The sequence below is a fragment of the Neptunomonas qingdaonensis genome (genome assembly GCF_900113275.1).
Lineage (GTDB): Bacteria > Pseudomonadota > Gammaproteobacteria > Pseudomonadales > Balneatricaceae > Neptunomonas > Neptunomonas qingdaonensis.
In genome coordinates this window covers 1-9735 of the sequence record NZ_FOOU01000028.1, presented here as the reverse complement: position 1 = coordinate 9735, position 9735 = coordinate 1, and the positions used below count along the sequence as shown (strand labels likewise).

Annotated in this window: 7 protein-coding genes; 1 reads left to right on the top strand and 6 read right to left on the bottom strand. The window is 45.2% G+C overall.

The features are described from left to right. From BM099_RS20155 to metG, 6 genes are all read right to left on the bottom strand, one after another. Entirely contained in the window at positions 1 to 1329 is a 1329-nt protein-coding gene (locus BM099_RS20155) for an IS4 family transposase (protein WP_090726155.1), read from the bottom strand. A 121-nt stretch (positions 1330 to 1450) separates the two neighbouring features. Continuing rightward, positions 1451 to 2221, bottom strand: a complete 771-nt coding sequence (locus BM099_RS20150; RefSeq protein WP_090731094.1) for an amino acid ABC transporter ATP-binding protein — start codon at positions 2219 to 2221, stop codon at positions 1451 to 1453. Between the two features lie 18 nt (positions 2222 to 2239). Next, on the bottom strand, positions 2240 to 3337 hold the full coding sequence (locus tag BM099_RS20145) for an amino acid ABC transporter permease (RefSeq protein ID WP_090731092.1): 1098 nt from the start codon (positions 3335 to 3337) through the stop codon (positions 2240 to 2242). Positions 3338 to 3350: 13 nt separating this feature from the next. Continuing rightward, positions 3351 to 4553 carry an amino acid ABC transporter permease gene (locus BM099_RS20140; RefSeq protein ID WP_090731091.1) on the bottom strand — a complete coding sequence of 401 codons (1203 nt, stop codon included), beginning with the start codon at positions 4551 to 4553 and terminating at the stop codon, positions 3351 to 3353. Between the two features lie 100 nt (positions 4554 to 4653). Continuing rightward, entirely contained in the window at positions 4654 to 5667 is a 1014-nt protein-coding gene (locus tag BM099_RS20135) for an amino acid ABC transporter substrate-binding protein (RefSeq protein ID WP_198064041.1), read from the bottom strand. Between the two features lie 462 nt (positions 5668 to 6129). Continuing rightward, a complete protein-coding gene (gene metG / locus BM099_RS20130) occupies positions 6130 to 8166 on the bottom strand; it encodes a methionine--tRNA ligase (protein WP_090731087.1) in 2037 nt (678 codons plus the stop codon). A 174-nt stretch (positions 8167 to 8340) separates the two neighbouring features. On the opposite strand from metG, the gene BM099_RS20125 reads away from it, so the two are divergent. Next, positions 8341 to 9582, top strand: coding sequence for an HDOD domain-containing protein (locus BM099_RS20125; protein WP_090731085.1), 1242 nt, complete (start codon positions 8341 to 8343; stop codon positions 9580 to 9582). Positions 9583 to 9735: the final 153 nt, after the last annotated feature.

Here is a 9735-nt window from a genome sequence, read left to right as displayed (position 1 = left end):
TCACTTAAGCAAAACAGCATTACGAGATACCGGATATCTCGTCTTTGATTGCTTTACCAAGCGAGGCCTACTAGGCCTCGCTTTCTTTCGCTCCAAAAACAAATTACACACCCCAGACCTTAGCTCCTTAAGGCGCATTCCTGTCTTCGATTCTGGCTTTGCTGCTGCCATCACGATCAAGTTAGAAGCAATGTAAGTAAACGCCATTTTAAAACGCACATCGCTCGCTCGTTGACCATGTGATGCAGCCGCATGACTAGCCTCTCGGCGCACGATGTTGTATGCCAGTAACATCCCCCACATTTCTTGGTAGATTAAATCGACTTTCTTACTGCGCAACGTAATGGCGTTGCTGAGCATGGAAGATTTGATGTCACGAAATCCCAGCTCAATTTCCCAGCGCTGATGATACAGCTGAGCAATCTGGTCAGCTGGGTAGTCGCTGATGGGGAGTGATGTCAGTACTGTCTTAGCTTTACCCTGAACGTCATAGGTTATGGCTCGTACATCCCAGTATTCGGGCAGATTGGGGTTCTTCTTGCGAGCTTGTGGGGAGACTTTCATACGCCATAATGCATCGCCGTCTCCGTATTCTTCAATGACCTCATACATAGTATTGCTACGTTTGGGGATTAACCAGTGTCGCTCATTCCCCCCGTTCATCAATGTGTGCATGAGATTGGCACTCCAAAAATTTCGGTCTAAGAGTGTGATACTGCGATCAGGAATCTTATCTAACATGACTTCAGCTAATGGTGTTTCAGCTTTCCGATAACTTCCAACCTGAGCATCTAGAATAATGTGAGAATGAGTATTCATCAGAGCGACACAACGCAATAACGGATAGGCGCTTTGCTTGACTGTTGTATTGCTGGCGCTACCGAAGTGTTCTCGTAACTCTGGAGTGTCCGGGGTGCGAAAAACGACACCATCAATAGCCAATACTTGCAGCCCTTGCCAATCATCCTGAGCAAATCGCTCATTGGCCCAATGTTCACCTGTACGCTGGAAAAGCCAGTGCATAGGATCAGAACCAAGGCGCTGCCTGGCTTGAGATACGCCACTCTTGGCAAGGAGCTGCTCTGATGCTAATCCTTCCGAACAAATATTTAAGCGTCTAGCTACTTCTTCGATCGCCTCATTTCGAAAAAGAGCCATACCTAATACTAGCCAAAGAACTTGATCTTCAGGTAAGCGTCGCCGCCTGATGCTAGCTTTTGAAGAAAGGGTTAATGCGGATTCGATCCATTCAACAGGAATATTCTGGGTGAAGGTCGAGTGATTTGAGAATGAATGGAGTTCATCGATGCTGAGAAGTAACTGCTGAATAGACACAAAAAAATCCGATTAAGAAAAAAGCTTAATCGGATTTTCTAGGGCTATTCAATCAAATTCAATCCTTAAGTGAACAGCATTAGCCCCTTGGCCGCCTTGATGTGAATGCTATTGATCAGTGCTGAATTATCTGGCTGAGGAATAGCTGAGTACGTTCATGTTGAGGGTTGTTGAAGAATTCATGCGGTTCATTTTCTTCTATGATCTGCCCTGCATCCATGAAAATTACACGGTCGGCCACTCTTTTGGCGAAGCCCATTTCGTGGGTAACACACAACATGGTCATACCGCCTTCATCTGCTAACTCAATCATAACATCCAGTACTTCTTTGATCATCTCTGGATCGAGTGCTGATGTTGGTTCATCAAAGAGCATAACATCAGGGTTCATACAAAGAGAACGAGCAATGGCTACACGTTGTTGCTGCCCACCTGAAAGCTGACCAGGGTACTTAAGCGCTTGTTCCGGTATTTTGACGCGTTCAAGGTATTGCATTGCCGTGGCTTCAGCTTGCTTGCGTGGCTCTTTTTTCACCCATATAGGGGCCAGGCAACAATTTTCCAAAACGGTTAAATGGGGGAAAAGGTTAAAGTGCTGGAACACCATGCCTACATCTTTACGTATAATTTCAATGTTCTTAAGATTGTTGGTCAGCTCTACGCCGTTAACAATTATATCGCCTTCCTGATGTTCTTCCAGGCGGTTGATGCAGCGGATCATCGTTGACTTTCCTGAACCGGAAGGGCCGCAGATAACGATTCGTTCACCTTTTTTAACTTCCAGATTAATATTCTTCAAGACGTGGAAGTCACCATACCATTTATTCATATTGCGAAGTTCGATCATTAATTTATCGGATACTTCGCGTGCATCTTGTGTACTCATAAAATTATCTCCACGTCGTTAACGCGTGTTGTGACCGGTTTGTAGACGCTTCTCAAGATTTTGGCTATAGCGTGACATACCAAAACAGAAGACCCAGAAAACAAAAGCAACAAAAATATAACCTTCCGTTGAAAACCCTAGCCAAGCAGAATCACTATTGGCTGCCTGAACAATCGCCAGGATATCGAACAAACCAATGATAAGCACCAGGCTAGTATCTTTGAACAGTGCAATAAAGGTGTTCACAATACCCGGAATCATCATCTTGAGCGCTTGCGGAAGAATGATAAATGACATTGATTTCCAATAGCTAAGCCCTAAGGAATCAGCCGCTTCATACTGACCTTTTGGAATAGCCTGTAAACCACCACGAATTACCTCTGCCATATAAGCAGACTGGAACAAGATGATGCCAATCAGGGCTCGCAACAGCTTATCGAAGGTGATTTCTTCAGGAACAAATAAAGGCAGCATGACCGAAGCCATGAACAGCACGGTAATTAACGGAACGCCACGCCAAAACTCAATGTAAATAACTGAGAATGCCTTAACGATCGGCATATTAGAACGTCGCCCTAGCGCCAACAGTATGCCAAAAGGCATCGCTGCAACAATACCAATGATGGCAAGCACTAGTGTGAGACTCAGGCCACCCCATTTGTGCGTTTCGATGACCTCTAAGCCGAAGCTGCCACCATAGAGTAGATAAAAAGCGATGACGGGATAGATGAAAAGAACAAATATCGAGACATAGCCTTTATACGGTGTTTTATCTGTAACGAGCCAGATAATAGCTACCGCAAAAATCAGAAAGGTTATATTGATGCGCCAATATTCAGTTTCCGGATAAAACCCATACATGAATTGATCCATGCGATAGGTAATAAATGCCCAGCATGCACCACCACTGGTGCAGGCTGCGGGTGAGTCGCCAAACCAGTCGGAGTCGATAAATGCCCATTGCAAAGCAGGACCGAGTAAGGTTACCAAAAAATAACCAATAATCAGTGTGGCTATCGAGTTTGTTGCATTACTAAACAAGTTTCTTCGCATCCAGCCGATCACTCCAGTCGTGCTGGATGGGGCTGGTAGGGTGGGTTCTAAATCATATTTCATAGTTTATCTCCACCTATCGCTCAATCAAGGCTTTACGGCTGTTATACCAGTTCATAAAGATTGACGTCAGGATGCTGAGCGTCAGGTATACCGCCATGGTCATGAAAATAACCTCAATCGCCTGGCCAGTTTGGTTCAGGGTTGTTCCGGCAAAAACAGATACCAGATCAGGGTAACCAATGGCTGTGGCAAGTGACGAGTTTTTCGTCAGGTTGAGATATTGACTGGTGAGCGGAGGAATGATGACACGCAATGCCTGTGGAAGAATAATAAACCGTAGAGTCTTCCCACGAGGAAGTCCTAAAGCACTGGCTGCTTCCAGCTGGCCGCCTGGCACAGAAAGAATCCCTCCGCGTACTATCTCAGCAATAAAGGCGGCTGTATAAATGGTCAGAGCGAACCAAAGTGCCATCAATTCTGGAATTAATACCATTCCACCCACAAAGTTAAAGCCTTTCAGCTCAGGATGTTCAACGGTTAACGGCATCCCCATGATCAGAAATACGATAAAAGGTAAGCCTAAGATAAGTCCCAAACCAGCATACAAGGTAGGGAATTCCTGGCCTGTATCATCATGGCGTTTGTCTGCCCAGCGCTTCATTAACCACGTAGCTACAAGGCCTGCAAAAAAAGCAATCCAAACCACATTAAAACCGCCGGTACCAACAAGTTCCGGCATATATAAGCCACGTATATTGAGAAAACTGCCCAAAAACTCAATACTTTGTCTTGGGCTGGGTAGTGTCCTCAGAACGGCATAATACCAAAAGAATATTTGCAGTAAGAGAGGGATGTTACGGAAAATTTCGATATAAACAGTACAGACTTTAGATATCAGCCAGTTTTTCGATAGTCGGCCAACGCCCAGGAAAAAACCTAAAAAAGTAGCTGCGATGATTCCGAGTACTGATACCAGAATAGTGTTTAGCAGACCGACCAGGAAAGTTCGGCCATAGCTGTCCGTTTCTGTATAGGGAATTAACGATTGTAAAATACCGAAACCTGCTTCCACATCAAGGAAAGCAAAACCGGTGGTGATACCACGCTGCTCAAGGTTAGTTAGCGTGTTATTGATAATATAGAGGAATACGGCTGCAAGCCCCAAGACAAGCAATACTTGGAAAACCAGGGAGCGTTTATCCGGATCATTCCAGAAACTACCACTGCTGGATTGAGTTGCAGAATTCTCTTTGTTTGATCGATCAGGTGTCGACATTGAATTCTCCACAGAGCCTATAGAAGGGGGTGTTGATCTCCCCCATCAGGAATCAATAATAGCGGGGTATGGGGAAGGCCCCATACCCGACTAAGAATGATTAACGCATCGGTGGTGCGTACTGTAAACCACCGTTTACCCACAGTGCATTAAGACCACGACTTATTTTTAGTGGCGAGTTCATACCAACATTGTTTTCAAAAGATTCGCCGTAGTTTCCGACTTGTTTAACGATTTGGTAAGCCCAATCGTCATTTAACTCCAGGCCTGCTCCTTTTGGCCCTTCGAGGCCCAGAAAGCCACGAACTTCAGGGTTATTAGATTTCATCATCTCATCTGCATTGGCAGAAGTAATACCAAGCTCTTCAGCATTCAGCATCGCATTGTAAGACCACTTAACAACGTTAAACCATTGGTCATCACCCTGGCGTACAACAGGGCCTAGCGGCTCTTTAGAGATGACTTCAGGTAAAACCAGTGCGTCATCAGGTTTTTCAAGTTTAATACGAATAGCGTAGAGCTGAGATTGGTCAGAGGTGAGCACGTCACAACGACCGGCATCGAACCCTTTAGCTGTCTGGTCTGATGTATCAAATACCACAGGAGAAAAAGACATACCGTGTTGGCGGAAGTAGGAAGCGAGGTTCAGTTCAGTGGTTGTTCCTGCCTGGATACAAAATGCTGCACCATCAAGCTCTTTTGCGCTGCTAACGCCAAGTTTCTTGGACACCATAAAGCCCTGACCGTCGTAATAATTCACACCAGCAAAGTTTAAACCTAACTGTGTATCACGCGTTTGAGTCCAGGTCGTGTTACGAGACAGGATATCGATTTCACCGGATTGCAGAGCAGTAAAGCGCTCTTTTGCGGTCAGAGGAATATATTTAACTTTCTTCGCATCGCCCAATGCTGCAGCTGCAACGGCACGGCAGACGTCAACATCCAAGCCTTCCCAGTTGCCTTTTTCATCTGGATTTGAGAAGCCGGCTAGCCCGGTGGTTACACCACACTGCACGATACCGCGTGCCTTAACTGCATCCAATGTTCCTTCTGCTAAGGCGTGGCCAGCAAAGCTTACTGAAAGAATTGCCGCGGTAATCAAACTCGTTTTCATCATTAGAGTAATCCTCCTGGGATCAGTGAAATTATTTTTGTAGTGTTCTGGTTTGTGTTGCAGCGTGCAGCAACACCCTGTGGAGAATAATGCAAAGGTCGTACCTGTTTTTATTATTGTTTATTTTTTCTGACTAGTTTTGTTGTTTCAGTGTAGCCGATATCTGAAAAACACCCTGTTTTCACGGAAACACCCTATCTATGACCAATATTTCCAAAAATGAACGGGTATTACAACGTCTATACTACGTAGATGAAAACCCTTATTTTTTAGAAAGTATGTTTGAATTTGTTTCCAGAGATAAAAGCTAAGTGAATGATTTTAGTGCGCTTGCTCTTTTTTGTAGCATCATTAGAGGTTTTAAAAAGGTAGCTAAAAGCTATCAAGCAAGGAACCAGGGGGAATAAAAAAGGCCCGGGTGGGCCTTTATATTTATTAAGTAGATTGAGCCTGTAAGGTGCTTTATTTGATGCGCATACCTGGCTGAGCACCTTGCTGAGGCTCAAGAATCCAAAGATCTTCGCCTCCTGGGCCTGCAGCCAACACCATACCTTCAGAAACGCCGAATTTCATTTTGCGTGGGGCTAAATTAGCCACCATCACGGTCAATTTGCCTTCCAGGTCTTCTGGAGAATAAGCCGATTTAATGCCTGCAAAAACGTTCCGTGACTCGCCGCCCAGATCAAGTGTGAGTCGTAACAGTTTTTTAGCCCCATCGACATGTTCAGCCTTGGCAATCAGGGCAACTCGCAGATCGACTTTGGCAAAATCATCAAACGAAACTGTATCGGAGATAGGATCGTCGTTCAGTGGAGAGGGTGTGGTTGCTTTCTGAATTACTGCCGTCGCTTCCATTGTTTGTTTACTCTCTTCAATTAACGCGGCAATTTTATCTTCATCTACGCGTTGCATGAGGGGTTTGAACTTATTAACGGCATGATTCGTCAACGGCTGTTTAATATCATCCCACAGCAGTGTCTCAAGGTTCAAAAATGCTCTGACATCCTCCGCAACCTGAGGCAAGACTGGAGCCAGGTATGTGCATATAACTCTGAACAGGTTAATCCCCATTGAGCAGCAGTCTTGCACTTCCTGCTGTTTGCCTTCTTGCTTAGCCAGCACCCAAGGTTCAGCTGTGTCGATATACTGATTGGCTTTGTCGGCTAATGCCATGATTTCGCGCATAGCGCGTCCGAATTCTCGTTTTTCATAAGAATCCGCAATCAAGTCGCCAGCATTAACCGCTTCCTGATAGAGCTCTGGTGCTGATAACTGCGCAGAGAGCTTTCCGTCAAACAACTTGTATATAAAGCCTGCGCAGCGAGATGCAATATTAACAACCTTGTTAACGAGATCAGCATTGACGCGCATGCGAAAGTCTTCAAGGTTTAAATCAATATCATCAATACCCGAGCTTAATTTGGCAGCAAAATAGTAGCGTAGGTACTCCGGGCGGAGGTGATTGAGGTATGTCTCAGCCATAATGAAGGTGCCGCGTGACTTGGACATTTTTTGTCCGTCAACTGTCAGGAAACCGTGGCAGAAAACACCGTTAGGTTTACGGAATCCGGCGCCTTCAAGCATGGCGGGCCAAAATAGTGTGTGAAAATACGCAATATCTTTACCGATAAAGTGGTAAAGCTCTGTTTCTGATGATTTATTCCAGTACTCATCGAAATCGATACCGCTTTTGTCACACCAATTTTTAAAGCTGGCTATATAGCCGATAGGCGCATCCAGCCATACATAAAAATATTTACCGGGTGCGTCCGGGATTTCGAAACCCCAGTAAGGTGCATCACGCGAGATATCCCAGTTTTGCAGGCCTGACTCAAACCAGTCATTGAGTTTATGCACCATCTGAGTCTGGACGTGTTTATCAACCCAGCTGCGTAAGAATGCTTCAAAGTCGCCAAGCTTAAAAAAGTAATGCTCAGATTCTTTTTCAACCGGTTTTGCACCGGAGATAGCTGAATAAGCGTTCTTCAGATCGACAGGGCTGTAGGTTGCGCCGCATTTTTCACATGAGTCGCCATACTGGTCAAGCGCTCCGCATTTTGGGCAATCCCCCTTAACGAAGCGATCCGGTAAAAACATCTCTTTTTCAGGATCGTAAGCTTGAGTAATGGTTTTCTTGGCAATATGGCCGTTATCACGCAAGCGTGTATAGATCAGAGAAGCAAAGTGTTTGTTTTCTTCTGAATGGGTCGAATAGTAGTTATCAAATCCCACCATAAAGCCGGAGAAATCCCGTTGGTGGTCTTGGCTAACTTGAGCGATCAAGGTCTCGGCAGATATTCCGAGTTGATCGGCTTTGAGCATAATGGGCGTGCCGTGTGCGTCATCTGCACAGACGTAAGTACAATTATGGCCGCGTTGTTTCTGGAATCGTACCCAGATATCGGTTTGAATATATTCAACCAAATGGCCCAGATGAATAGGACCGTTGGCATACGGAAGTGCGCTTGTAACGAGTATTTTTCGCTGAGTATCTGGCATGATTTCTAAAGACGTTGCTACGTGAATGAAATAAACGCGTAGTTTACGGTGTTCAGTAAGGTTAATGAACCTTATTTACATAAAATTAGTGGACAGCCTGCAGATGCTTGACTAAAACTTATAGAATTAAAAACATTAATACTCTATTAAGGGTTAAGGTTAGGGGCTTTTGGGATGGATGCGAAAGTGAAGCTGGTGCTGCATGACAAAAATATATTGGTTTGTCGCTCGGCTTCGCTCAAAGATGAAGAGATCAACACGGTGGCTGACTTAAACAACTGGTCCGTGAGTCGTGTTGATACTGCTGAAGCGATGCTTGAACGTATTCAGCAATACCATTACGACATTATTATCATTGGCATTTCTGAGAATCCCGAACAGGTGCTTGCAGGGCTGATGCAGGTTATCCGGGTCAGGCCTGACGCGGTACGAATTGCAGTGACAGGGAATTTGTCTTCAGCGATAGCGGCGAGAGTGTCGGAAGTCGCGCATTCTTCATTGCCCGAAAATTGTACTGATGTACAGATATCGCTCGCCGTTGAGCAGGCGTTAAAAGTGGCCAGCCTTATTCGTAAACCTGAAATTAAAGATTTTATTGGGCGAATTGAGCGATTGCCGTCTCTGCCGGATATTTATGAGGCGTTAAACACTGCGCTGCTTTCCGGTCAGTCGAATGCCCGGGATATCGCACAGATAGTCGAGCGGGATCCGGTGATGTCGGCAAAAGTGCTGCAGTTGGTTAATTCGGCATTTTTTGGATTGGAACGGCAGATCTATCGGTTGAATGAGGCGGTTACCATTTTGGGGGTTCGTCTGATACGTGATTTAACCCTGGCGTCGCATATTTTTGAGGCATTTCCACAGAGCGCTGAATGGACCAGTTTCTCTTTTTCACAAATTCATAGTCGTTCGATGCTGGTGGCAAGGTTTGCGCAGGATATCTGTCGTTCGGTTAAAGCTGACCGGCATATGCAAGGCCAAGCTTTTCTGGCGGGTCTGTTGCACGATTTTGGCATGATAATGTTGGCCTCGCACGATCCGAACGAATATCGTTTAGTCATGAATAAAGCCTCGGACCTTTCACAGCCTTTATATGTTGTCGAAAAAATGAATATAGGTGTTTCACATGCTGAAGCGGGTGCTTATCTTTTAGGTTTATGGAATCTGCCACCTAAAGTGATAGAAGCCGTGTTATTCCATCATTTTCCGGGTAGTTGTCCTTCCGGCGATTTTCAGCCATTAACGGCTGTGCATATAGCGGATGCGCTTTTGCCGTCTGTGAATAATGGCATTGGCTGTTCTGTGTCCAGCCAGTTGGCTATGAAGTACATTGATAGGCTGGGCCTTAAATCTCACCTTAATCAGTGGGAAATGATGGCAAGCGCCTATGCCGGAAAACTGCAGGATCCTGTCTGACGCTTTCTTTCGGTACCCATTCTGGTAAGTGATAAAGAGGCTATGAGCCTAATACTGTTCACTTAAGCAAAACAGCATTACGAGATACCGGATATCTCGTCTTTGATTGCTTTACCAAGCGAGGCCTACTAGGCCTCGCTTTCTTTCGCTCCA